Annotated in this window: 19 protein-coding genes; 9 read left to right on the top strand and 10 right to left on the bottom strand. The window is 71.2% G+C overall.

Going from position 1 to position 23,672, the window contains the following annotated elements:
* Positions 1–39 precede the first annotated feature (39 nt).
* From argC to rplM, 3 genes are all read right to left on the bottom strand, one after another.
* A complete protein-coding gene (gene argC / locus ACZ5PP_RS18425) occupies positions 40–1,077 on the bottom strand; it encodes an N-acetyl-gamma-glutamyl-phosphate reductase (protein ID WP_004317042.1) in 1,038 nt (345 codons plus the stop codon).
* A 178-nt stretch (positions 1,078–1,255) separates the two neighbouring features.
* Positions 1,256–1,648, bottom strand: coding sequence for a 30S ribosomal protein S9 (gene rpsI, locus ACZ5PP_RS18420; RefSeq protein ID WP_004317040.1), 393 nt, complete (start codon positions 1,646–1,648; stop codon positions 1,256–1,258).
* A gap of 11 nt (positions 1,649–1,659) precedes the next feature.
* A complete protein-coding gene (gene rplM, locus ACZ5PP_RS18415) occupies positions 1,660–2,088 on the bottom strand; it encodes a 50S ribosomal protein L13 (protein WP_004258894.1) in 429 nt (142 codons plus the stop codon).
* Between the two features lie 628 nt (positions 2,089–2,716).
* Here rplM and ACZ5PP_RS18410 point away from each other — a divergent pair.
* The gene (locus ACZ5PP_RS18410; RefSeq protein WP_004317038.1) at positions 2,717–3,136 is read left to right on the top strand and encodes an OsmC family protein; all 420 of its coding nucleotides are present in this window, start codon (positions 2,717–2,719) and stop codon (positions 3,134–3,136) included.
* Positions 3,137–3,191: 55 nt separating this feature from the next.
* On the opposite strand, the gene coq7 is transcribed toward ACZ5PP_RS18410, so the two are convergent.
* From coq7 to ACZ5PP_RS18395, 3 genes are all read right to left on the bottom strand, one after another.
* Positions 3,192–3,812 (bottom strand): 2-polyprenyl-3-methyl-6-methoxy-1,4-benzoquinone monooxygenase, encoded by a 621-nt coding sequence (coq7, locus tag ACZ5PP_RS18405; protein ID WP_004317036.1) that lies wholly within the window; start codon positions 3,810–3,812, stop codon positions 3,192–3,194.
* The gene (locus tag ACZ5PP_RS18400) at positions 3,809–4,342 is read right to left on the bottom strand and encodes a CNP1-like family protein (protein WP_004317034.1); all 534 of its coding nucleotides are present in this window, start codon (positions 4,340–4,342) and stop codon (positions 3,809–3,811) included. Before ACZ5PP_RS18400 ends, coq7 begins: the two co-directional genes overlap by 4 nt.
* Positions 4,343–4,519: 177 nt before the next feature.
* Positions 4,520–5,113, bottom strand: a complete 594-nt coding sequence (locus ACZ5PP_RS18395) for an RNA pyrophosphohydrolase (RefSeq protein ID WP_004327532.1) — start codon at positions 5,111–5,113, stop codon at positions 4,520–4,522.
* A gap of 167 nt (positions 5,114–5,280) precedes the next feature.
* Between ACZ5PP_RS18395 and ACZ5PP_RS18390 the strand changes: the two genes are divergently transcribed.
* Together ACZ5PP_RS18390 and ACZ5PP_RS18385 are read left to right on the top strand one after the other, a co-directional pair.
* Positions 5,281–7,029: a proline--tRNA ligase gene (locus ACZ5PP_RS18390; protein WP_004327533.1), complete on the top strand. Its 1,749-nt coding sequence runs from the start codon at positions 5,281–5,283 to the stop codon at positions 7,027–7,029.
* Positions 7,030–7,046: 17 nt separating this feature from the next.
* Positions 7,047–7,712: a lytic transglycosylase domain-containing protein gene (locus tag ACZ5PP_RS18385; protein WP_012584930.1), complete on the top strand. Its 666-nt coding sequence runs from the start codon at positions 7,047–7,049 to the stop codon at positions 7,710–7,712.
* Between the two features lie 119 nt (positions 7,713–7,831).
* Here the strand turns inward: ACZ5PP_RS18385 and ACZ5PP_RS18380 are convergent, their stop codons facing one another.
* Positions 7,832–8,401 carry a bactofilin family protein gene (locus ACZ5PP_RS18380; RefSeq protein WP_273422116.1) on the bottom strand — a complete coding sequence of 190 codons (570 nt, stop codon included), beginning with the start codon at positions 8,399–8,401 and terminating at the stop codon, positions 7,832–7,834.
* Positions 8,402–8,745: 344 nt separating this feature from the next.
* On the opposite strand from ACZ5PP_RS18380, the gene ACZ5PP_RS18375 reads away from it, so the two are divergent.
* From ACZ5PP_RS18375 to ACZ5PP_RS18360, 4 genes are all read left to right on the top strand, one after another.
* A complete protein-coding gene (locus ACZ5PP_RS18375) occupies positions 8,746–10,206 on the top strand; it encodes a sensor histidine kinase (RefSeq protein WP_273422115.1) in 1,461 nt (486 codons plus the stop codon).
* A 70-nt stretch (positions 10,207–10,276) separates the two neighbouring features.
* Positions 10,277–10,744, top strand: coding sequence for a hypothetical protein (locus tag ACZ5PP_RS18370; protein ID WP_464826434.1), 468 nt, complete (start codon positions 10,277–10,279; stop codon positions 10,742–10,744).
* 14 nt (positions 10,745–10,758) lie between these two features.
* A complete protein-coding gene (locus ACZ5PP_RS18365) occupies positions 10,759–12,168 on the top strand; it encodes a sigma 54-interacting transcriptional regulator (RefSeq protein ID WP_004324452.1) in 1,410 nt (469 codons plus the stop codon).
* A 23-nt stretch (positions 12,169–12,191) separates the two neighbouring features.
* On the top strand, positions 12,192–12,377 hold the full coding sequence (locus tag ACZ5PP_RS18360) for a hypothetical protein (protein WP_287471416.1): 186 nt from the start codon (positions 12,192–12,194) through the stop codon (positions 12,375–12,377).
* A gap of 141 nt (positions 12,378–12,518) precedes the next feature.
* Here the strand turns inward: ACZ5PP_RS18360 and tldD are convergent, their stop codons facing one another.
* From tldD to ACZ5PP_RS18345, 3 genes are all read right to left on the bottom strand, one after another.
* On the bottom strand, positions 12,519–13,964 hold the full coding sequence (gene tldD, locus ACZ5PP_RS18355; RefSeq protein WP_464826433.1) for a metalloprotease TldD: 1,446 nt from the start codon (positions 13,962–13,964) through the stop codon (positions 12,519–12,521).
* A 120-nt stretch (positions 13,965–14,084) separates the two neighbouring features.
* The gene (locus ACZ5PP_RS18350; protein WP_004324446.1) at positions 14,085–14,909 is read right to left on the bottom strand and encodes a carbon-nitrogen hydrolase family protein; all 825 of its coding nucleotides are present in this window, start codon (positions 14,907–14,909) and stop codon (positions 14,085–14,087) included.
* 94 nt (positions 14,910–15,003) lie between these two features.
* Positions 15,004–19,029, bottom strand: a complete 4,026-nt coding sequence (locus ACZ5PP_RS18345) for a YhdP family protein (RefSeq protein WP_464826432.1) — start codon at positions 19,027–19,029, stop codon at positions 15,004–15,006.
* A 118-nt stretch (positions 19,030–19,147) separates the two neighbouring features.
* Here ACZ5PP_RS18345 and glnE point away from each other — a divergent pair, with 118 nt between their 5' ends.
* Together glnE and ACZ5PP_RS18335 are read left to right on the top strand one after the other, a co-directional pair.
* On the top strand, positions 19,148–21,856 hold the full coding sequence (gene glnE / locus ACZ5PP_RS18340; RefSeq protein ID WP_464826431.1) for a bifunctional [glutamate--ammonia ligase]-adenylyl-L-tyrosine phosphorylase/[glutamate--ammonia-ligase] adenylyltransferase: 2,709 nt from the start codon (positions 19,148–19,150) through the stop codon (positions 21,854–21,856).
* 211 nt (positions 21,857–22,067) lie between these two features.
* Positions 22,068–23,597, top strand: coding sequence for a CYTH and CHAD domain-containing protein (locus ACZ5PP_RS18335; RefSeq protein ID WP_043741849.1), 1,530 nt, complete (start codon positions 22,068–22,070; stop codon positions 23,595–23,597).
* Positions 23,598–23,672 lie beyond the last annotated feature (75 nt).

The following is a 23,672-nucleotide window of genomic DNA, read 5'->3' as shown; positions in this document are numbered from 1 at the left end:
ATCGTCAAAATGTGATCGAATCCGGTCGTAACAGTTCCCTCAGGGGCTGACCGGCACGATGTCGAGCCCGGTTTCCTCGTCGAAACCGAACATGATGTTGAGGTTCTGCACCGCCTGGCCTGCCGCGCCCTTGACCAGATTGTCGATCACCGACAACACCACCACGGTGTCGCCGCCCTGCGGGCGATGGACCGCGATGCGGCACAGGTTGGAGGCGCGCACCGAGCGCGTCTCGGGATGGCTGCCCGCGGGCATGACGTCGACGAAGGCCTCGCCAGCATAGCGCTTCTCGTACAGCCCCTGCAGGTCGGCAGCGTCGACCCCCGGCTTCAGACGACCGTACAGCGTGGCGTGGATGCCGCGGATCATCGGCGTCAGGTGGGGCACGAAGGTCAGCCCGACCGCGTGCCCGGCGGCCAGAGCCAGCCCCTGACGGATCTCCGGCAGATGGCGATGGCCCGGCACGCCATAGGCCTTGAAGGAGTCGGCGGCCTCCGGAAGCAGGGTGTGCACCTCGGCCTTGCGGCCGGCGCCCGAGACGCCCGACTTGGCATCGGCGATCAGGTGATCGGTGTCGATCAGCCCGGCCTCGACCAAGGGCAGGAAGCCGAGCTGGACCGCGGTGGGGTAGCAGCCCGGGTTGGCGAGCACGCGTGCGCCGCGGATCTGCGCGCGATTGACCTCGGGCAGGCCATACACCGCCTCGGCGACGAGTTCCGGCGCCGCATGCTCCATGCCGTACCACTTCTGCCACTCGGCGACGTCGCGGATGCGGAAGTCGGCGGCGAGGTCGATCACCCGCACCCCGGCAGCGACCAACTCGGCCGCCTGCTTCATCGCGATGCCGTTGGGCGTGGCGAAGAACACCGCGTCGCACTTCTCCAGGGCGGCGTCCTGCGGGGTGACGAACTTGAGATCGACCCGGCGGCGCAGGCTGGGGAACATGTCGGAGACCGCCATGCCGGCCTCGCCGCGCGAGGTGATCGCGGTCAGCTCGACCCCGGGGTGGCGCGCCAGCAGACGCAAGAGCTCGACGCCGGTATATCCGGTACCGCCTACGATTCCAACCTTGACCATGCTCGTTCCTCGCGACGAAAGACTGAACCGCGATTATCTCATCATCGGCCGACGCGGGCGGTGAACGCCTCGTTACGGCTGCCGCACCCCGAACTGCAAGAACGCGTGCGAGCGGGACACACAAGCACGAAAGCCGCCCAAGGGGCGGCTTCCGGACTGCGATGCGCGATAAAGAGAATCAGCGCTTCGAGAACTGCTTGGCGCGACGGGCCTTGCGCAGGCCGACCTTCTTGCGCTCGACCTCGCGGGCGTCGCGGGTCACGAAACCGGCGGCACGCAGGTCGCCCTTCAGGCCGGCGTCGTAATCGACCAGCGCGCGGGTGATGCCGTGACGCACCGCACCCGCCTGACCGGATTCGCCACCGCCGACGACGTTGACCATGATGTCGAAACGGCCTTCGTTGCCGGTGAGGACCAGCGGCTGGCGCACGATCATGCGGCCGGTTTCACGCGAGAAGAACTCGTCGACCGGCTTGCCATTGACGACGATGTTGCCGGTGCCCGGCTTGATGAACACGCGAGCGACCGCAGTCTTGCGGCGGCCGGTACCGTAGTTGTAAGTCACAGCCATTGTCGGCTCCTTCAGATCTCGAGAACTTGCGGCTGCTGAGCGGTGTGCGGATGCGACGGCCCCGCGTAGCACTTCAGCTTCTTCAGCATGGCGTAGCCCAGCGGGCCCTTCGGCAGCATGCCCTTCACCGCCTTCTCGAGCACGCGCTCGGGGAAGCGCTGCTGGAGCTTGGTGAAGTTGGTTTCGTAGATACCGCCCGGGTAGCCCGAGTGACGGTAGTACTTCTTGTCCTGCGCCTTGTTGCCGGTCACGCGCAGCTTTTCGACGTTGACCACGACGATGAAGTCGCCGGTGTCCACGTGCGGGGTGTAGATGGCCTTGTGCTTGCCACGCAGGCGGCGGGCGACTTCGGCGGCGAGACGGCCAAGCACCTTGTCCGTGCCGTCGACAACGAACCAGTCGCGCTTGACCTCGTGCGGCTTGGCGGAAAACGTCTTCATGTGAATCCTCGATCTTTGTCGGGCCGTCGGAGATGGCCGTCAAACGGAAAGCTCGCAATCCTACTTCCAACACATGAATCGTGTCAATCGTCGAAGCGCGAACGCGGGCGGAGAACAAAAAAAACGCAGTCCGATCGGACTGCGTTAAATCCACACCAAAGGAGGAGGGTGGAGGAGACACGGCTTGGATCGGCGCGACCCCGGACGTGGGAGTCGATGCGTCTGCGATCCGACTGGAACGGATTATGCATAGCCACCCCGGGCTGTGCAAGGCATTTTTGTGCGACGCGGAAGAAAAGTTTTGATTGATTGATCAGCTCGCTTTATCGCAAAGCAGCTTTTTATTTTAAATCAATTTTCGCTCTTTTCGCGACCTCCAAGCCCCTCACCCGGACGCGGACACCCCCCTCCCTGCGCCCCGTTTTGCTGCAGTGCATCACTACGGAGCCGTATTGAACCCGGCCGCGCTCGCCTCGGGCCCGGAAGTTTCAACCGCAAGTCGGCACGGGCACGAAGGATGCGGCGACGCCAGGCGAGGCGCACGAACTCCATGACGCACTGCGGTAACATGCCGCCCCAACCCCCAACGAACCCGACAACGGGACCAGAACCCGAAGGAGCGAACAGCATGGAATGCACGGTCAAGTGGCTCGACGGCATGAGCTTCATCGCCGAAACCGGCACCGGCCACCTCGTCGCGATGGACGGCGCGCCCGATGCCGGCGGGCGCAACCTGGCTCCACGGCCGATGGAGTTGCTGCTGGCCGGCGCCGGTGGCTGCACCGCCTTCGACGTCATGCTGATCCTCAAGCGCGGACGCCACGATGTGCGCGGCTGCAGCGTGCGCCTCGAAGCCGAGCGCGCGGAGTCCGACCCCAAGGTGTTCACCCGCATCCGCTTCATCTACACGATCACCGGTCGCAAGCTCAAGCGCGAGACGGTCGAGCGCGCGGTGCACCTGTCGGCGGAAAAATACTGCTCGGCCTCGATCATGCTCGGCAAGACCGCCGAGATGATCCACGAGGTCGAGCTGGTCGAGGCGGACTGAGGACCGCGGCGGCGCGAGGCTGCCCTCGCGACGCGGACGAGGGCACGGGAATCGCTCAGAGCCGGTAGGCGAGCGTCGTCATCACCCGCGCGGCGAGCTTCATCGCCCCCTTCGCCGGTGCCGGCAACTCGTGCGCACCCAGGCGCAGCGCCGTCGCGGCGTGCTCGGCCTCGTCCACCTTCATCTGCTCGACGATCGCGCGCGAGCGCCGATCCGCGGCCGGCAGGGTGTCGAGATGGCTCTTGAGGTGCTGCTCGACCTGGCGCTCGGTCTCGGCCAGGAAGCCGAGGTTCCAGCGCTCGCCGAAGCGCCCCGCCGCCAGCCCGAGGGCGAGCGCGCCGCCATACCACAGCGGATTGAGCAGGCTCTTGCGACCACCGAGCTCGGCGATGCGGCGCTCGGTCCACGCCAGGTGCTCGGTCTCCTCCTGCGCGGCCTGGCGCAGGGTGTCGCGAATCGCGGGCTCGCGCGACATGATGGACTGCCCCTGGTAGAGCGCCTGCGCGCACACCTCGCCGACATGATTCACCCGCATCAGCGCCGCCGCATGGCTGCGCTCGGCTGCGCCCAGCTCGGCATCGGGCACGCCCTCGCCCGGCATCGCCCGCACGCTGCGCGCCGACGCGAAGACCGTCCGCAGGGCCTTGTCGAACTCGATGATGGCCTGATCGATCATTGATGCACTCCAGACGGGTCGATGGGGTCGCGCCGCTCCCGCAGCAGGCGCAACGCATGCTCGCGGTCGCGCGGCCCGGCCGGGCCGTCGCAGAAATAGTCGTGCGCCAGCGCCGCGCGCGGGCGGTTGTAGCCGCTTTCGACGATGGGCTGCCAGGCACTGTTCTTCAGCGCCGCCCAGGTCCCGTCCTTGCGTCCGCTGGCGTAGATCCGGCGCTCGAAGGTGGCGCAGCGGATGCCCTCGAAGCTGACGTTCTCCGCGCCGCCGCGCGTGCGTACGACCAAGGTGTAGCGCACCACGCCATCCGCCCCGACGCCGACGCTGTCCTCGTCGACGAAGAAGGCATTGGGAGAAGGCGTGCCGACGTCGATCGCACGCAGCGCGGCCTCGCGCGGCGCGGCCGGCATCGTCGCCTCGCCCTCCTTCCAGTCGGGATCGGCATCCGACAGAAACCCCGCGGACGCGGGCGCCGACAGGAGGGCGAGGGCGACAACGCCGGCGCGTGGAAGTGCACCGAGCGAGGGGCGCAAGAAACGGCTCGGGAAAGGACTCAAGAGTAGGAGCTCCGCATCGGGGAGGAAGGAAGCGGGCAGCGCCGAAGCAGGACCGGCGCGCCCACGGCACACGGTCCCGCCGCGGCGGGCACGCGCCGGCCGCACGGGGCCAGCCCGCCGCCGGCCTGCGCCGTGCGGCAGGACGGAGTCGGGCTACTTCCGCATCGCATCGCGCAGTCCGTGCTCGGCGCGCTCGCCGAGCACCACCCGCACCGGCTCGGGAGCGGGTTCCGGTTCGGGCAATCGATAGCTGTCCGGCAGCTCGACGCTGCGCGAACGAAACAGGATGCGCGCCAGTTCGATCAAGGCCAGCTGATACACCTGGCGCTTGAATTCGATCACCGCTTCCAGCGGCACCCAGTAGTTGCTCCAGCGCCAGGCATCGAATTCCGGATGAGTGCTCGCGCGCAGACAGACGTCGGAGTCGCGCCCCACCAGGCGGAGCAGGAACCAGATCTGCTTCTGCCCACGGTAGGTGTTGCGCCACTCGCGCCGGATCCAGTGCTTGGGAACCTCATAGCGCAACCATCCGCGCGTACGGCCGAGGATCCTGACGTGCTCGGGCCGCAGGCCGACCTCTTCGTGGAGTTCCCGATACATGGCCTGCTCCGGCGACTCGCCGTGCTTGATGCCACCTTGTGGAAACTGCCAGGAATGTTCGCGGATGCGCTTGCCCCAGAAGACCTCGTTGCGCGCATTGACCAGAATGATGCCGACGTTCGGGCGAAAGCCTTCACGGTCAAGCATGACGAACCTTCGAATTCGTTTGATTGGTCACGATTTTTTCACACTTGGCGACGCAATGAAAGCGCACTGCCACGGTGCATCCACTAAGCTGGAGGTCGAGGAACGCTTGCGCGCCGGCCCCATGCGCTAGAATCGCGCGCTTGTCCACGCCTGATCCGAAGACTCCCATGCGCGCCAGCCAGTTCCATCTCTTCACCCTCAAGGAAGCCCCCTCCGACGCCGAGGTCGTCAGCCAGAAGCTGATGCTGCGCGCCGGCATGATCCGCAAGGTCGCCGCCGGCATCTACAGCTACATGCCGATGGGCCTGCGCGCGATCCGCAAGGTCGAGGCCATCGTGCGCGAGGAGATGGACCGCGCCGGCGCCATGGAACTGATCATGCCGATGGTGCAGCCCGCCGAGCTGTGGGACGAGACCGGGCGCTGGGACAAGATGGGCGACGAGCTGCTGCGCTTCAAGGACCGCCACGAGCGCGACTTCGCGCTGCAACCCACCTCCGAGGAGGTCGTCACCGACATCGCGCGCCAGGAGCTCAAGAGCTACCGCCAGCTGCCGAAGAACTTCTACCAGATCCAGACCAAGTTCCGCGACGAACGCCGGCCGCGCTTCGGCGTCATGCGCGGGCGCGAATTCACCATGAAGGACGCCTACTCCTTCGACCGCAGCGAGGAAGCCGCCGGGCGCAGCTACGACATCATGTTCGCCGCCTACAAGCGCATCTTCGACCGCCTCGGCCTCGAATACCGCGCGGTGGCGGCCGACACCGGCGCCATCGGCGGCGACCGCTCGCACGAGTTCCAGGTCATCGCCGACACCGGCGAGGACGCCATCGTCTACTGCCCCGACTCCGACTACGCTGCCAACATCGAGCTCGCCGAGGCGGTGTCCCTGCTCGCCCGCCGCGCAGAGCCCGCCCGGGCGCTGGCAAAAACCCCCACACCGGGCAAGGCGACCTGCGAGGACGTCGCCGCGCTGCTGGGCGTGCCGCTGGCGACCACGGTGAAGTCGCTGGTACTCGCCACCGACGATGTCGATGAAAAGGGCAAGCCCGCCGGCGTCACCGTGTGGCTGCTGCTGGTGCGCGGCGACCACGCCCTCAACGAGGTCAAGGCCGGCAAGCTGGAAGGCCTCAAGGCAGGCTTCCGCTTCGCCACCGAGGCCGAGATCCTCGAACACTTCGGCTGCAAGCCGGGCTACCTCGGCCCCATCGGTCTGAAGAAGCCGGTCAAGGTCATCGCCGACCGCACGGTCGCCCACATGGCCGACTTCATCTGCGGCGCCAACGAGGCCGACTTCCACTTCACCGGCGTGAACTGGGGCCGCGACCTGCCCGAGCCCGACCAGGTCGCCGACCTGCGCAACGTCGTCGAGGGCGACCCCAGCCCGGACGGCCGCGGCGTGCTCGCCATCCAGCGCGGCATCGAGGTCGGTCACGTGTTCTACCTCGGCACCAAGTACTCCAAGGCGATGAACGCCACCTTCCTCGACGAGGACGGCAAGCCCAAGCACTTCGAAATGGGCTGCTACGGCATCGGCGTGACCCGCATCCTGGGCGCCGCGATCGAGCAGAACCACGACGCCCGCGGCATCGTCTGGCCGCGCGCGATCGCACCCTTCGAGGTGGTGGTCTGCCCGGTCGGCTGGGGCAAGTCGCAGGCGGTGCGCGACGAGGCGCAGAAGCTCTACGACGCGCTCGTCGCCACCGGCGTCGACGCCATCCTCGACGACCGCGACGAGCGCCCGGGCGTGATGTTCGCCGACTGGGAACTGATCGGCGTGCCGCACCGCGTCACCATCGGCGACCGCGGGCTCAAGGAAGGCGTGATCGAATACCAGGGCCGGCGCGATGCCGAAGCCGCCAAGCTGCCCGCAGGCGAGGTCCTCGGCCACGTGCTCGAGCGCCTGAACCAGGGCTGACCCCCGGGGAACCCGCCATGCGCCGCCTGCCCGCCCCGCTCCGCCAGCTCGCCGCCGCGTGTGCGCTCGCGCTCGCGGCCGGTAGCGCGCAGGCCGGCGCGCAGCAGTACGAGCCCATGGCGGCGAGCGTGCGCGCCGCGCTGCACGCCGCGGTCAGCGACGCCGTGGCACCGACGCTGCCGATCCCCGACGCCGGTGAACGTGCACAGTGGCTCGCCGAGATGTCGCGCCGGCTGGCCAGGCGCATCCCGGACGAGGCCTATCGCAGGGAGCTCCTCACCAGCATCCACTACGAGGCCACCCGCGCCGGACTCGACCCGCAGATGGTGCTCGGGCTGATCCAGGTCGAGAGCGCCTTCCGCAAGTACGCGATCTCCTCGGCGGGGGCGCGCGGCTACATGCAGGTGATGCCGTTCTGGATCAAGGTCATCGGCCGCGAGGACGACAACCTCTTCCACATGCGCACCAACCTGCGCTACGGCTGCACCATCCTGCGCCACTACCTCGACATCGAGAAAGGCAACCTCTTCCGTGCGCTGGGACGCTACAACGGCAGCCTGGGCAAGCCGGACTACCCCAACCTGGTCCGCGCCGCCTGGGAAAGGCACTGGACCTGGACGCCGCAGCAGCTTGCCTCCGCGGGCGCTTCCCAGCCGCAAAGCGGCGCCACGACGGCGCGCTGACCCCACCAGGGCATCGCGCTCACGAGGGGCACTACCGCCCCTCCACGCAGCACCGCACGGCTCGCGCCATGCGCGGACACGTCCGCTGCCATGCCGGGACCTGCCCCCTGCCGACCCGCTCAGCCCGCCACCGCGGCGAGCGCCCTCGGCTTGTCGTCGATCGCACGCAGCTCCTTGCCCGCGGCGCCCAGCGACTGCACGTCGCCAGACAGCTCGCCCCCCTCCTCGATGAGGATCTTGCCGTAGCGGATCTTGCCGCTCACCCGCCCGCCGGCGTGGATCAATAGCTGTTTGCGGGCGGTGAGCTCACCCTCGAAATGGCCGTGGATCTCGGCGATGTCGATGCCGACCGTGCCCTTGAAGGCGCCCTTTTCGGCGATGCGCAACACGCGGCTGTCCATCGTCGCCTCGACCCGCCCCTCCACGACCAGGGTATCGCAGTCGAGGATCTCGGCGCCCTTGAGCTTCACCTCGGGACCGACGATCAGACGGCTCTCACCCACGGCCCCCGCAGCCGCCGCCGCATCCGCGCGCTCGACCGCCTGCGGCTCGCGCGCTGCGGCCGAACCGCCGGTTTCGGCCGGCGGCGTCACGGGCACCGCGGCAACGTTCGTGCCTGCCATGCGTTGGGCGTTGCGCTGGGCGGACACCTCGCCGGTGCCGTGGAACAGATTGGGCTTGTTGAACATGTTCTCTCCTGGAGTCCGGCGCAGCGACGGCGCTGCGCTCTCCAGCCCCTTCAGCAACCGCCATGCCAAAGGACCTTTTCCTTTTGCCTGCGGGCACTTGGCGCACCGACCCGGGCGGTACGTGGGCGCACGCGCGGGGAAACCGTCGCCCGTCCCCGACACCGCATCCCGAGATCGGGCGCAAGCCTCCGGGGAACAAGGCCTCCCCGCTGTCGCTCGGCGGCGACACCGATACCCGCCGCTTACTTCGTCTTGCACTTGCGCGACGCTGCGACCGCGCGCGCCGTCCTAGACTCGGCGACCCCGGCGCAGCACTCCGCTGCGATGCTCAACCCCCTCCCTGCATGCATCACCTCTCCTTTCGCAGCATCCTGCTCGCGAGCTTCCTGCTGATCACCGCCAGCCTGGCCGCCGCCGTCGCGGGCGGCTGGCACGGCATGGAAACGGTCGTGCGCGCGATCCAGGAGGACAAGCAGCGCGCGCTCGCCCTCAGCGCCGCGGCGCGTCAGCTCCGCGAACGCAGCGTGAACCTCGAACGCAGCGCGCGCCAGTACGAGGTGCTGGGCGAGCCGGCACTCGCCCGGCGCTTCGAGGCCACCCTCGCCGAGGCACTGCCCGCGCTCGCGCTGCTGGAATCGGCCGGCCCCGCACTCGCCAGCGCAGGCGCGGCCTGGCGCGCCTGCGCGGACCGCATCGCCGCATGGCTGGCGAGCCTCGCCATACCCGGGCCGACCGACGGCGTGCGCGAACAGCCCATGCCCGCCACTGCGGCCGGGCGCGGCGACGGCCTCGCCACGGCGGACGACTTCCGCCACCTCGGCGCGCTCGCCGACCGGCTCGCCGCGGCGCTGGACCACCATCTCGGCGAGCGCGATCTCGCCCTCATGGACACGCTCGAGCGCGAACGCCGTGCCGTCGCCCTGCAGATCCTCGCCGCCCTGCTCCTCGCCGGCCTGCTCGCGGCACTCGCGGGCGGGTGGCTGCTGCGCCCGCTCGGGCGCATGGAACAGGCGATCGGCGAGCTCGGCGAGAACCGCCTCACCCGCCCGATCGACATCGACGGCCCTGCCGACCTGCGCAGGCTGGGCGAGCGGCTCGACTGGCTGCGCCTGCGCCTCGCCGAACTCGAGGCCGACCGCGGCCGCGTGCTGCGCCACGTCTCGCACGAGCTCAAGACCCCGCTCGCCTCGCTGCGCGAAGGGGTCGCCCTGCTCGAGGACGGCGTGCTCGGCCCGCTCGAACCCGAGCAGCGCGAGGTGACCGCCATCCTCGCGCACAGCGCGCGCACCCTGCAGGCGCGCATCGAACAGCTGCTGCGGCTCAACGCGAGCCAGTTCGACGCGCGCTCGCTGCACCTGCAGCCCACCGCCCTCCTGCCCCTGCTGCGCAAGATCGGCGAGGAGCAGCGCCTGCCGGCGCGCGCACGCCGGGTGACGATCGGACTCGCGGGCGACGCTCCCATCGTGCAAGCCGACGCCGGCAAGCTGCACAGCGTGTTCTCCAACCTGCTCGCCAACGCGATCGCCTTCAGCCCCACCGGTGGCCACATCCGCATCGAGCTCCGCCGCGCCGGCGAGAACGTGGTGATCGACTGCCGCGACGAAGGCCCGGGGATCGCGCCCGACGAGCTCGAACGCATCTTCGAGCCCTTCTACCAGGGTCGTCGCAGCCCTCCCTCAAGCGCAGGCGGCAGCGGCATCGGGCTGGCGATCGTGCGCGAGTTCATCGGCGCCCACCGCGGCCGGGTGCGCGCGCTGCCGAGCGAGCTTGGCGCCCATTTCCGCGTCGAGTTGCCCCATGCCTGACGCCCGCCTCCACGTCGTCCGCGCAGTCTCCCGCGCAGCACGCCGCGTGTGCGTCCGGATCGCCCGCGCCGTGCTCCCCGCCACCCTCGCCCTGCTCGCGGGGTGCGCCGGCCTCCCGGCCCGGCAGGCGGCCGAGGACGACACGAGCGCCGCGGCACTTGCCCACGAAGCCGCGCAGCAGCGCCTGCACACCGCGGTGCAGGCCGCCCAGCCCGGGCAGGAGCGGCTCGCCACGGCGCGGCGCGCGCTCGAAAGCCTGCTCGCCGACGATCGCGCACAGGCGCGCGCGCTGCATCCCTACGCACGCGCCCTGCTCGAACAGCTCCGCGTGCGCCAGCAAGTCGCCGCACTCGCCGAGCACCTGCGCCGCCAGCTCGACGAGCTTGCCCGCGCCAGCGACGCGCAGGCGCTGGAACTCGACGCGCTGCGCCGGCAGAACGCCGCGCTGCAGCGCCAGCTCGAGGCGCTCGCCGAGATCGAACGCGAGCTGACCTTGCCCGGCCTGCCGGTGCGGCCCCGCACCGGGCTGCCCGAATGAGCACGTCGACGGAGATGCACGCGACCGCGGCGGCGGCACCGGCGCGCCTGCTGGTGGTCGACGACGACGCCGACCTGCTGCGCCTGCTCGCGATGCGCCTGCAGGCCACCGGCTACGACGTCGCCACCGCGGACAGCGTCGCGGCCGCACGCAGCCGTCTCGGCGTGGAGCGCTTCGACCTCGTGGTGAGCGACGTGCGCCTGCCCGACGGCGACGGACTCGCCCTGTTCGAGGACATCCGCCGCCAGCATCCGGCGCTGCCGGTCATCCTGCTCACCGCGCACGGCACCATCCCCGATGCGGTCGAGGCCACCGCGCTCGGGGTCGCCGGTTATCTCACCAAGCCCTTCGACAGCCAGGCCCTGCTGCAGGGCATCCGCCAGGCCCTGCAACGCGCCGGCCCCACCCACGCCCGCAGCGGTCTCCGCGCCGACGCCCCCGGCAGCGCCGGCGACACGGCCTGGCGCGCAGCGATCCTCAGCCGCAGCAGCCGCATGCAGGCAGTCCTCGACGAGGCCCGTCTGGTCGCCGCCGCGGACGCCAGCGTGCTGATCCGCGGTGACAGCGGCACCGGCAAGGAGCTGCTCGCACGCGCGATCCACCTCGCCAGCCCGCGCGCCGCTGCGCCCTTCGTCGCGATCAACTGCGGCGCCATTCCCGAGCCGCTGCTCGAATCCGAGCTCTTCGGCCACGTGCGCGGCGCCTTCACCGGCGCCACCAGCGCCCATCAGGGCCTGGTGCAGGCCGCCCACGGCGGCACACTCTTCCTCGACGAGATCGGCGACATGCCGCCCGCGCTGCAGGTCAAGCTGCTGCGCGTGCTGCAGGAGCGCGCCGTGCGTCCGGTGGGTGCGACGCGCGCGCAGGCGGTCGACCTGCGCATCGTCTCCGCCACCCACCGCGACCTCGACGCGGCGCTGGCCGCGGGCCAGTTCCGCGCGGACCTCTACTACCGCATCGACGTGGTGAGCCTGCAGCTGCCCACCCTGGCCGAGCGCCGCGAGGACATCCCGCTGCTCGCCGGGCACTTCCTGCGCAGCCTCGCGCACAAGTACGGCAGGCGCCTCACCGGCTTCGCGCCCGAAGCGCTGGAGGCACTCGCCACCGCGCCGTGGCCGGGCAACGTGCGCCAGCTCCACAACGTGGTCGAGCAGGCGTGCGCGCTCGCCACCACGGCGCTGATCCCGCGCGCCCTGGTCGAACGCGCCCTGCGCGTGCAGCCGGCCGAGGCCCTCGGCTACGCCGAGGCGAAGCGCCGCTTCGAGCGAAACTATCTGATACAGCTGCTGAAACTGACTGCGGGTAATGTTTCGGACGCTGCACGGCTGGCGGAGCGCAATCGCACCGAGTTCTACCGCCTGCTGCAGCGGCACGACCTGACGCCCGAGCTCTTCCGCGGCGCCGGCCCCGATGTCGAACAATGAACAAGACCCAGACGGAGCCCGACATGATCAAACGCCAGACCATCGCCGCCATGCTGACCACCACCGCGATCGCCTTCTCGATCGCCACCCCGGCCCAGGCCGCCCGCCTGCTCGAAGCCGGACCGTTCGACACCGTCTCCGCCTGCAGCGGTGACAAGCCCGCCACCGCTACTCCGGGCGAGCGCAAGGACAAGCCCGCGCAGACCTGATCGCCGCCGGCCCTGCCCGCTTCAAATCCAGGCCGCGCCCCGGGCACCGGGTGCGCGGCCTTGTTCGTCAGTGCATGGGACGGAGGCGCGGCGGGTTCATGCAGGAGGCGCGAACGTGGCGGTCGAGCTGCGCCGCTCCGCTCAGGCGGTCCCGCCCACCGTCAGCCCGTCGATGCGCAGCGTCGGCTGGCCGACGCCCACCGGAACGCTCTGCCCGTCCTTGCCGCAAGTCCCGACGCCCGGATCCAGCCGCATGTCGTTGCCGATCATGCGGATCTTGGTGAGCGCGTCCGGGCCGTTGCCGATCAAGGTCGCCCCCTTCACCGGGCGGGTCACCTTGCCGTTCTCGATCAGGTAGGCCTCGGCAGTGGAGAAGACGAACTTGCCCGAGGTGATGTCCACCTGGCCGCCGCCGAAGTTCACCGCGTACAAGCCCTTCTTCACCGACTTGATGATCTCCTCCGGATCCTTGTCGCCGTTCAGCATGTAGGTGTTGGTCATGCGCGGCAGCGGCAGGTGGGCGAAGGACTCGCGGCGGCCGTTGCCGGTGACCGGCATGCCCATCAGGCGGGCATTCATCATGTCCTGCATGTAGCCGGTGAGGATGCCGTCCTCGATCAGCACGGTGCGCTCGGTCGGGTTGCCCTCGTCGTCGATCGACAGCGAGCCGCGGCGATCGGGCAGCGTGCCGTCGTCAACCACGGTGACGCCCCTGGCCGCCACCTGCTGGCCGATGCGCCCGGAAAACGCCGAGCTGCCCTTGCGGTTGAAGTCGCCCTCCAGCCCGTGGCCGATCGCCTCGTGGAGCAGGATGCCCGGCCAGCCGGAGCCGAGCACGACCGGCATGGTGCCGGCCGGGGCCGGGTCGGCGCCGAGGTTCACGCGCGCCTGATGCACCGCCTGGCGGGCGTAGTCGTGCAGGCGGTCGTCGCAGAACCAGCCGTAATCGTAGCGTCCGCCGCCGCCTGCGCTGCCCTGCTCGCGGCGGCCGTCCTCCTCCATGATCACGGTGATCGACACGCGCACCAGCGGACGCACATCGGCGGCTTGATGGCCGTCGCTGCGCACCACCATCACCACCTCCCAGGAGCCGGCGATGTGGGCCATGACCTGGGTCACGCGCGCATCCTCGGCGCGTGCGAAGGCCTCGAGGCGCTCGAGCAGCTCGACCTTGGCGGTGTCGTCGAGCGAGTCGAGCGGGTCGTCGGCCCGGTACAGGCGGGTCCTGAGCTTGTGCGGGACGATGCCGACGCGGCGGCGCTCGCCGGCCGCGGCGATCGCACGCGTGGCGGTGGCGGCGCCGATCAGGGCGTCGAGCGAGATGTCGTCCGAGTAGGCGAAGGCGGTCTTCTCGCCGCTGATCGCGCGCACGCCCACGCCCTGCTCGATGTCGAAGCTGCCCGACTTGACGATGCCCTCTTCCAGGCTCCAGGCCTCGGAGCGCTGGTACTGGAAGTAGAGGTCGGCGAAGTCGATGTCGTGGCGCATCAGCTTGCGGAAGGTCTTCTCGAGCTCCGCCTCGCCCAGGCCGTAGGGCGACAGCAGGTAACGGTCGGCGACCTTGAGGGGATTCTGGCTCTTGCTCATCGGTAAATCCTTGGCGGAGGATGCCGGTTGGACCGGCATCGGGCAAAAACGATCATTGCGGGGCGACGACACGAGGAGGCGGCGGCATCGGCCACGTCCGCCCCCTCGCGGACGGCGCGTTCAGGCCAGGCAGCGGTGGCGCAGGGCAGGCAGGCTCCCGCGTACCGCCGCGAGGCGCGCGGGATCGAGGTCCGCGACCACCACGCCGGGGCCCTCGTCGCGGCAGGCGAGGATCTCGCCCCAGGGATCGACGATCATGGTGTGGCCCCAGGTCACCCGCCCGCTCTCGTGGCACCCGCCCTGGGCCGGCGCCATCACGTAGCACTGGTTCTCGATCGCGCGCGCGCGCAGCAGCACCTCCCAGTGCGCGCGGCCGGTGGTCCAGGTGAAGGCGGCCGGCAGCACGATCAGATCCACCTCGCCCATGGCGCGGAAGAGCTCGGGGAAGCGCAGGTCGTAGCACACCGACAGCCCGATGCGCCCGGCCGGCGAGTCGAAGCAGGCGACCGTGCCGCCCGGCTCGATGGTGGCCGCCTCGTCGTAGCGCTCCTCGCCGCGCTGGAAGCCGAACAGGTGGATCTTGTCGTAGCGCGCCACGCGCCGGCCTTGGTCGTCGAAGACCAGGGTGCTGTTGCGCACCTTGTCCTCGGCCTCGGCGACCAGCGGGAGGGTGCCGCCGATCAGCCACACGCCGTGGCGGCGCGCCTCGCCGGCGAGGAAATCCTGCAGCGGGCCGGCGCCCTCGGGCTCGCGGATGCGCACCTTGGCGGTCTCGTCCTTGCTGATGAGCGGAAAGTATTCGGGCAGCGCGATCACGCGGGCGCCGGCGGCGGCGGCCTGGGCAATCAGGTGCGACGCGGTTTCCAGGTTGGCGGCGACGTCGGGCCCGGAGACCGTCTGGATGGCGGCGATGCGCACCGGCGCGGAAAGGGAGGTTTCGGTCATGTCGGCGAGCTTGGGGCGGGGTGCTGCCGCTGGCGGCAAGACCCCGCGGGGGTTGGGCAAGGAAGGGCACGCCGCTTGGGCGCTCGCCCCCGGATCAGCGCGACTCCGGCGCAGCGGCCCTGCCGCGCTTGGCGACCTGGGGGTCGGACCACGCGCCGGTCACCGTGTACTCGAAGGCGAAGAGCTTCTCGATCGGGTCGCTGAGCACCTTCTGGGCGAGATAGGTCACCACGCCGGCGACCGGATTCACCAAGCCCGCCGCCGCGCCGATCGCCACCGACTCGGACAGCGTCGGCTGCACCAGAACGCGCAGGTCCTGCGTTTCGGAGACCACGTCGGCGCTGCCGCTCATCGCGACGCGCGCCGCGGGTCCGCGGATCTCCAGGTCCTCGCTGCGCAGCACACCACGGGCAAGCTCGATGCTACCGGAAATGCGATCGAAGGCGAATCCTTCGGAGAACACGTCGCGGAAGTCGAGCGTGATCCGGCGCGGCAGCGACTGCAGGCTGAGGATGCCGAGCAGACGGCCGACGCCGGGTTCGAGCCGGTTGAACTGGCCCGCACCGGTCTCCAGCCGCAGCCTGCCCGACAGGCTGGGATAGTCGATCCGGGTCGGCGCACCCCGCCATGCGAGCTGGCCGGCCAGGCTGGCAGAGCCGCCGCGCACCACGTCGGGGTGGCCCAGGCGCCGGATCAGCCCACCCATCGACGCGGTCTCGAGCGCGAAGTCGAGCTCGGTGCGCTGGCGCGCGCCCGCGCGCCACTGCCCCTTGCCGGCGAGGCGTCCGTCGGCGCTCACCAGCGCGAAGCGGTCGAGCTGCCAGAGGTTGCCGCGGTTGCGTGCGAGGACCTCGAGGCGGCCGAGTTCGAGCTCGTTGATGTCGAAGCGCTCGGCCACCACGTCGAGCGCGGGCAGGCGCTGCGGCGGATCGTCCACCGCCTCGTCGCCCGCGGAGTCGCCGTCTGCGCCAGCCTGCGCGCCGCCGGCCTCGCGCACCAGACGCAGGTGGCGGAAGCGCGCCGCGAGCGTGCCCTTGCCCGCCGCCCGCCAGTCGAACTCGCCGTCCGCGCGATCGCTCTCCAGGCGCGCCTTCCAGCCGCCCGGATCGGCGCGCGCGCGCAGGTCCACCGCCTTGAAGGTCTGGCCGAACACACCCACCTCGTCCGCCGCGAGCGCGAACTCCGCCACCGCGGCGGGCGCTCCATCGCCGGCCACGGCAGCCTCCTCCGCGCCCGCGGCGGGAAGGGGCGCGGCGCGCTCCAGCACGGCGCGCCAGGCGTCGAGGTCGAGGCGATCGAGCACCGCGGCGACACGCACGCCCGCCTCGGAACCCGGCGGCGCGTCTGCGCTCGCACGCCCGAGCGCAACGCCGCCGCGCACCACCCCGCCGGCGGAGCGCAGCAGCTCCGCGCGCAGGCGGTCGTCGATCGCGAGGGTGATGCGCGCATCCTGGCTGCCGGCCGGACGCTCGAAAGCCAGCCTCGCCGGCCAGCCCTCGGCGGCCGATTTGCCGAACGGCGGCGGCAGGCTGCAGGCGAAACCGGCAAGGTCGGAGGCGATCTCGACCCGCGTGCCGCGCCGGCCGACGCGGATGTCCGCGGACCACTCCGCGGTGCCGGCGAGTTCGTCGAGCAGCGGGACCTCCCAGGCCGCCGCCAGCGCCGCGGCGTCCGCCCGCCCGGCGGCGCGGAAGCGCACCGTGCCGTCCTCGCCGGTCTGCGCGGAGAGGCGCAATGGATTGCCGAACAGGCGCGCCTGCGCCTCCGGGATGCTCAGGGTGTCCGCGGTGAAGCGCAGCCGCCCGCGCGCCGCCTCGAGCGGCGGCAAGGCCTCCAGCAGCGCGATGCGGTTGTCGGCGAAGCGGTATTCGCCCTGCACGCGGGAGTCGATCGTCGCACGCAGCGGCATCACCAGCTCGAGTTCCAGTTCGCCCCGCCCCTCGGCCACCATGCCGTCGGTGAAGCCGTCGATGCGGCGCGACACCGGGCTCGCCGAGACGAAGCGCAGGAACTCGGCGGTCGGACCGCGCGCACGACCGGTGATGGTCATGATCTCGCTCGGAAGTTGGTCGAGGTCGGGCACCTCCGCCACCACGTCCACCAGATCCACCCCGAAGATGCGCCCGCGCGGCACGAGGATGCGCAGACCCGGGCCCTCGAAGCGCACCTCGCCGTCGATGCCCTCGATGCCCGGCCAGCCGGGGGCGTAGTCGAGCGCGGCGTCGGCAACCTGAACGCTCACCAGGAAGCGGCCCTGGCCGGCACGGAAGGGGAAGTCGTCGAGCGCGCCCCGCAATTCCAGCCGCGCCTCGGGCACCTTCGCGGAGCGGATCCCGCGGCGCAGCCAGTCGCGCGTGTCGTCGTTGACCGCCCTGGGCACGTAGCGCCACACCGCGGTCGACTCGGCGCGGGTCAGGCGCGCCTGCAGATCGATCTCGCCCGCCCCCGTCGTCGCCGGCCAGTAACGGCCCGCGGCGGTGCCGGCCGCGTCGGCGTTCTCGAACGCGGCCTCGTCGAGCACGATCGCCAGCCGGCCCTCCGCGCGCTGCCAGCCGCCCTGCGCCTGCAGGCGCGAGAAGTCCAGCGGACCGGGATCGAAGACCGCCGGCAGGTCGATCCGCATGTCCGCCGCGGCAAGCCGGAAGCGCCCGCGCTGCCGGTCGCCGTCCACACTGCCGGAGAGCCCGGTGACGCCGGGCAGACCGTCTTGCGCCGCCAGCCCGAGCCCGGCGAAGCTTGCCGTCAGCGCCCAGTGCTCGGGCGCGGCGGGCTCCCCCTTCCAGGCGAGGCGCAGGCCCTCGACCCGACCGCGCGGCGCAAGCGCCGCCAGGCGCGAGCGCAGCCCGGCATCGAGCGGCAGGTGGGCGGCGAGCGCGACGAGCGTGGCCAGTTCGAGCCGGTCTGCGACGAGGCGCCCCCCGGCCGCCGCGGGCCCGCGCCCGGCCTGCTCCTCGCCGGTGCCACGATCGCGCGCCTTGCCATCGAGCGCCGGATCCAGCCCCAGCTCGACATCGGTGGGGGGCAGCACGAGGCCCTGGGCGGTTTCGAACCCGAGCCCGCGGCCGGCGAAGCGGAATCCATCCTCGCCGCGGGCCAGCTCGACACGACCGTCGAGACGGGCGAGCTCGAGAACCGGCAGATCCTCGCCGAGCACGGCCCGCACCCCGTCCAGCGCGAGGTCGGCGGTCAGCGCATGACCGCCACGGCCGTCCGCGTCGAGCCAGGCTTGCAGCGCACCCTCGCCTTCCAGGCCGAAAGGCAGGTCGACCCAGGGCCGCCAGTTGCCCAGCGCCGTGCGCCCGAGTTCGACGTACAACCGACCGGCGAAACGCTGCGGGCGCAGCGGGTCGATGCGGCGCAGCTCGCCGCGCAGGCTCGCACGCTCGCCGAGGGCGGCCGGCAGCCGTGCCTCGAGCGCGAAGCGCGCCGGACGCGTGCGTCGATCGAGGCGGAATTCCACCTCTTCGAGCTCGAGCACCGGCGCACCGCGCGCTTTGTCCGCCCAGGCAAGACGCGCGCCGTGGATGAGGATCTGGCGCTGCGCGAGCAGCCAGCCGAGGCCGCCGTCGCCGCCCTCGTCCCCGTGTGCAAGCGCGATGCCTGCGACGTGCAGCGCTCCCTCCGGATCGCGGCGTACCAACAGGTCCGGCGCGCGGATCTCGAGGCGGTGGAAATGCGGCTCGAGCATCGCCAGCGAGGACCACGCCAGGGTGGCGTCGATCTCGGGCAGGGTCAGCGCGGGGCGGCCCTGCGCGTCGGACAGGCTCACCCCGGCCAGGCGCAGGCGCGGTCGCCAGCCCGCCCAGCCGCCCTCGATGCGCTCGATCGCCACCGCCACGCCAAGGCGCTCGCCGAGCAACTCGGCGATCGGCACGCGCAGTTCGCCCACTGCCGGCAGCACGAGATGGCGCAGCACCAGCACCCCGACCGCGAGCACGCACCAGACCAGCAGCAGCGCATCGGACAGCCTGCCGGCCGCGCGCCGCCAGCCGCCGCGCGCGGCCGGCAGGCCGTCGACGGACGGGGGTACGGATTCGGCAGGTGCGTGCGGGGCGGAGGGGCTCAGTCGGATGCTCGCAGGACGTTGTGTGGGAGCGCGGTTGCAGCGCTGCCGGCGCATGGCGCGGGCAGCTAGAATATTGGGATCGCGCCCGCCACCGGATCGCCGACGCGCGCGCATTCTACCAAGTCTCGATCGCCCTCTCGATCACCCTCTCGCGCCGCACTGGAGCCCCCTCATGTCCGCCCCGAACAGCGTTTCCGCCCCTGCCCTCCCGCCCGCGGTGGCGCAGGCGCGCCGCCTGTCGCGCTATCTGGCGCGCATGCTCGACAGCCAGCCCTGGCTGGCGGAGGCGCTGGCCGCCAGCATCGAGCGCCCGCTCGCCGAGGCCGACCTGCAGCGCTTCGTGGCCGCGCGCGAGGTCCTCCACGGTGGCGGCGACGGCGCGCTGCGCCCGGCGCTGCGCCAGCTGCGCATGTGGACGCTGTGCCACCTGATCGTGCGCGACCTCGCGCTCGGCGCCCCGCTCGCCGAGGTCACCGAGACCATGACCCTGCTCGCCGAGGTGGCGCTGCGCCACGCCCACGACGTGCTGCGCGCGGGATTGGTCGAGCGCCACGGGCAGCCGCTCTCGCCCACCGGCTGGGAGCAGGAGCTCCTCGTGGTCGGCATGGGCAAGCTCGGCGGGCGCGAGCTCAACGTGTCCTCCGACATCGACCTGATCTTCATCTACCCGGAGGACGGCGACACCGGCGGGCGCAAGGCGATCAGCAACTACGAGTTCTTCGAGAAGCTCGGCAAGCAGCTGATCCAGGCGCTCGCCGAGATCACCGAGCACGGCCAGGTCTTCCGCGTGGACATGCGCCTGCGCCCGAACGGCGACTCCGGCCCGCTGGTGTGCTGCTTCGACATGCTGGAGAACTACTTCGTCACCCAGGGCCGCGAGTGGGAGCGCTACGCCTGGATCAAGGCGCGGGTGATGCTGGGCGAGCGCTGGCCCGAGCTCGAACAGCTCGCGCGCCCCTTCGTGTTCCGCAAGTACCTCGACTTCGGTGCGATCAACGCGATGCGCGAACTGCACGCGCAGATCCGCCGCGAAGTCGCCCGCCGCGAGCGCGCCAACAACGTCAAGCTCGGTCCCGGCGGCATCCGCGAGATCGAGTTCATCGCCCAGGTCTTCCAGCTCATCCGCGGCGGGCGCGAAACCGCGCTGCAGGTGCGACCGACGCTCGCGGTGCTCGCCCGCTTGCCCGAGCGCGGCATCCTTTCGGAGGAGGCGGTGACGGAGCTGTCGAACGCCTACGTCTTCCTGCGCCGGCTCGAGCACCGCCTGCAGTACCTCGACGACGCCCAGACCCACGACCTGCCCGAGAAGGACGAGGATCGCGCGCTGATCGCCGAGGCCATGGGCTTCGCCGACTACGCGGCGCTGCTCGCGGTGCTCGACGCCCACCGCGAGGTGGTGAGCCGGCACTTCGACAGCGTGTTCGGCGACCCCTCCGAGGAGGACCACAGCCTTGATGCCACCTGGGCCAACGCGCGCGACACCGAGGCCGCCACCGGCGCGCTCGGCGAGCTCGGCTACCGCCACCCGCGCATGGCCGCCGAGCGTCTCGCCGCGATGCACGCCAGCCCGCGCTATCGCCAGCTGCCCAACAACATCAAGAGCCGCTTCGACGCGCTCATGCCGCGCGTGCTCGAAGCCGCCGCCAGCACGCCGGGCGCGGACGAGACGCTCGCGCGCATGCTCGACCTCATCGAGGCGATCGGCCGCCGCGGCGCCTATCTCGCGCTGCTGCAGCAATACCCGCAGGCGCTGCGCCGGGTCGCCGACCTGATGAGCGCATCGCGCTGGGGCGCGCAGTTCCTCACTCGCCATCCGATCCTGCTCGACGAGATGCTCGACGCGCGCAGCCTGGACAACGCCCCCGACTGGAAGGCCTTCCGCGCCAGCCTGGCCGAGGAGCTCGAGGCGCTCGAACCCGACATGGAGCGCCAGATGGACGTGATGCGCGAGCGCCATCACGCCCAGGTCTTCCGCCTGCTCACCCAGGACCTCGCCGGCCTGCTCACGGTCGAGAAGCTCGCCGACCACCTCTCCGAGCTCGCCGACATCGTGCTCGACCTCACCCTGCCGTTGTGCTGGCGGCGCATCAAGATCCGCCACCGCGAGGCGCCGAAGTTCGCGGTGATCAGCTACGGCAAGCTCGGCGGCAAGGAGCTCGGCTACGCCTCCGACCTCGACATCGTGTTCCTCCACGACGACGAGGCGGGGGAGGCGCCCGAGGTCTACACCCGGCTGGCGCAGCGCGTCAGCACCTGGCTGTCGAGCCAGACCGCCGCCGGCCAGCTCTTCGAGACCGACCTGCGCCTGCGCCCGAACGGCGAGTCCGGCCTGCTGGTGAGCTCGCTCGAGTCCTTCCGCAGCTATCAGCTCGAGTCGGCCTGGGTGTGGGAGCACCAGGCCTTGACGCGCGCGCGTTTCTCGGCCGGCGACTGCACGATCGGGGAAGCCTTCGAGCGCATCCGCTGCGAGGTGCTGTGCATGCGGCGCGACCTGCCCAGCCTGCGCGCCGAGGTGCTGGCGATGCGGCACAAGATGCGCGACGCACACGGCAGCAGGAGCGAGGAGGTGTTCGACCTCAAGCACGACGAAGGCGGGCTGATCGACGTCGAGTTCCTGATCCAGTACCTGGTGCTCGGCCACAGCCACGACCACCCGCGCCTCACCGGCAACCTCGGCAACATCGCGCTGCTGGGCATCGCCGGCGAGCTCGGCCTGGTCCCCGCCGACCTCGCCGCCGCCTGCGCCGACAGCTACCGCGAACTGCGCCGCCTGCAACACCGCCAGCGCCTCAACGAGCGTCCCTCCCGCGTCGATCCCGCCGAGGCCGCGGCCGCACGCAAGCCGGTGCGCGCGCTGTGGCGGGCCGTGTTCGGGGACTAGGCCGCCCGGCTGCGCAGCGCTTTCCCGTGGGAGCGACGCGAGTCGCGATCGACCGTCGAGCGGCGCGAGACGCCAGCGGGCACCGATCCGCTGCAGGCCCAGCGCGGGAAAGTGAAATATTTCACGTCGCAAAAGCGCGCATGACGCCCCGCGGGCCGGCGTCTAGAATCCAGGGCACCTGTCTTCCAGCGCCCGCCCGCGGGCGACCTCCATGAGCCACGAAATCGAACTCAAGCTCGCGCTGCCCAGGCGCGCGCTCCCGGCGCTGCGCCGCCACCCGCTGGTGGCCGCGGCGGAGAAATGCGGCAACGCCCTCACCCTCGACAACACCTACTACGACACCCCGAAGCTGCAGCTCAAGGCGCGCAAGGTGGCCGTGCGCACCCGCCGCCAGGGCCGCCAGATGCTGCAGACGGTGAAATGCGCGGCGGTATCGAGCGGCGGGCTGTCGCAGCGGCCGGAGTGGGAGACCGCGTGGACCGGCGGCTTCGATTTCACGCCGGTCGACGACCCCGCCACCGCGCGTCTGCTCGAACGCCACCGCGCAGAACTGGTGCCGGTGTTCACCACCCGCTTCCGCCGCGAGACGCGGCGACTCGTCCCGCAGGCGGGCGTGTCCATCCTGCTGATGATCGACACCGGCGCGGTGCATGTGCGCACCCCGGAGGGCGTCGAGCGCGAGGCGGAGATCTGCGAACTCGAGCTGGAACTCGAGAGCGGGCGCGCGCAGGACCTCCTCGACCTCGCCTGCACGCTCGCGCAGGACCTGCCGCTGATGCCGGCCGACCTCTCCAAGGCCGAACGCGGCTACCGCCTTTTCCTCGACACGCCCGCGGGCGCGCTGCGCTCCGAGATCTCCACGCTCGAGCCCGGCCAGAACGTGGTCGAGGCCTTCCAGGGCCTGGCACTGTCCTGCGTGCGCCAGTGGCAGGGCAACGCCGCGACCGCGCTCGCGCAGGGCGACCCCGACGCGATCGACCCCGACAACATCCACCAGCTGCGCGTCGCCCATCGCCGCCTGCGCGCGCTGCTCAAGATCTTCGCACCCGCCCTGCCCGCGACCTTCGCCGGCACCTGGAACGCCCGCCTGCGCGACAACGCCAACCGCTTCGGCGATGCGCGCGACCTGGATGTGTTCCACGCCGAGCTGCTCGAGCCGGTGACCCCCGAGGGCCTCGCCGACGCAGCCTCGATGGCGGCCCTGCTCGAGACCGTGCGCACGGCGCGCGCAAGCGCCCGCCACCACGCCGGCGTCAGCCTCGACCTCGCCACCCAGGGCCGGCTGCTGCTGGAGTTCACCGCCGCACTCCACCGCCTGCGTGCCGACAGCCTCGCCGAAGCCGCCGACCTGCGCAGCTTCGCCCGCCTGCGCCTCGACCGGCTGCGCAAGCGCGCCCGCCGCGGCGCCCGGGCGGCGGCCAGCCTGGAGCCCACCCGCCTGCACGCGCTGCGCATCGACTTCAAGATGCTGCGCTACGGCGTCGAGTTCTTCGCGCCGCTGTTCGGCACCAGGAGCATCACCCGCTATCTCGACGGCGTGGTGCGCGCGCAGACCACGCTCGGCTTCCTGCAGGACGTCGACACCGCGCACCAGCGCCTGGCCGACTGGTCGCGAACGCAGCCCGCGCTCGCCGCGGCCGCGGCCTTCGTGCTCGGCTGGCACGCCCCGCGCTACGCCCGCCTGCGCCGCCGCGTGCTGCGCGAGTGCGAGCCGCTGCTGTGGGGCGGCAAGCCGTGGTGAGACGGCGCCCCACGGCGGCGGCGCGACAGACCGCGGTCATCGTGCTGTAACCGCAGCCGCCGATGATGCGCGCCC

Source organism: Thauera sp. DNT-1 (assembly GCF_055393985.1).
Note: the sequence above shows the minus strand (reverse complement) of the source record. Positions and strands in the feature narration are given on the sequence as shown.